The sequence below is a fragment of the Xanthomonas sp. SHU 166 genome (genome assembly GCF_000364685.1).
In the GTDB taxonomy this organism is placed as follows: domain Bacteria; phylum Pseudomonadota; class Gammaproteobacteria; order Xanthomonadales; family Xanthomonadaceae; genus Xanthomonas_A; species Xanthomonas_A sontii.
In genome coordinates this window covers 1-952 of record NZ_AQOJ01000559.1, presented here as the reverse complement: position 1 = coordinate 952, position 952 = coordinate 1, and the positions used below count along the sequence as shown (strand labels likewise).

The 952-nt window shown below is 71.1% G+C and carries 1 pseudogene; it reads left to right on the top strand.

The features are described from left to right. A pseudogene (locus tag D180_RS14135) lies at positions 1-952 on the top strand (methyl-accepting chemotaxis protein); the annotation flags it as partial.

Genomic DNA, 952 nt, shown 5'->3' with positions numbered 1-952 from the left:
TGGAGGTCAGCGACCGCAACCTGGGCAAGCTGTCGACCCTGCTGCAGGCCATCGCCGCCGGCGACCTGAGCGCGCGCATGCACGGCGACTTCCACGGCGTGTTCGCGCGGATGCGCGAGGATGCCAATACCACCGCCGACCAGCTCGCCGACATCGTCGGCCGCATCCAGACCGCGGCGCGCAGCATCCACGGCGCCACCACCGAACTGGCCGCCGGCAACGACGACCTGTCGCGCCGCACCGAACAACAGGCGGCCAACCTGGAAGAGACCGCGGCCTCGATGGAGGAGCTGACCTCCACGGTCAAGCAGAATGCCGAACACGCCCGCCAGGCCAACCAGCTCGCCACCGGCGCGGCCGCGGTGGCCTCCCAGGGCGGCCAGGTGGTCGGCCAGGTGGTCACCACCATGAATGGGATCGAGGCCTCGTCGAAGAAGATCGCCGACATCATCGGCGTTCGACGGCATCGCCTTCCAGACCAACATCCTGGCACTCAATGCCGCGGTGGAAGCCGCCCGCGCCGGCGAACAGGGCCGCGGCTTCGCGGTGGTCGCCACCGAAGTGCGCACCCTCGCCCAGCGCTCGGCCAACGCCGCCAAGGAGATCAAGACGCTGATCGACGACTCGGTCGGCCGCGTGAGCGAGGGTTCGGCCCTGGTCGACCAGGCCGGTCGCACCATGCAGGAGATCGTCGCCTCGGTGCAGCGGGTGACCGACATCATCGGCGAGATCGCCGCGGCCTCGCAGGAACAGTCGATGGGCATCGAGCAGGTCAGCCGCACCGTGGCGCAGATGGACCAGGCGATCCAGCAGAACGTCGCCGTGGTCGAGGAAGCCAGCGCCTCGGCGCGGGCGCTGGAAGACCAGGGCCGCAGGCTCGGCGAGGCGGCGGCGGTGTTCCGGCTGGACCCGGCGCAGGCCGGCGCGAACGGCGGCGCAGGCCCCACGCCCG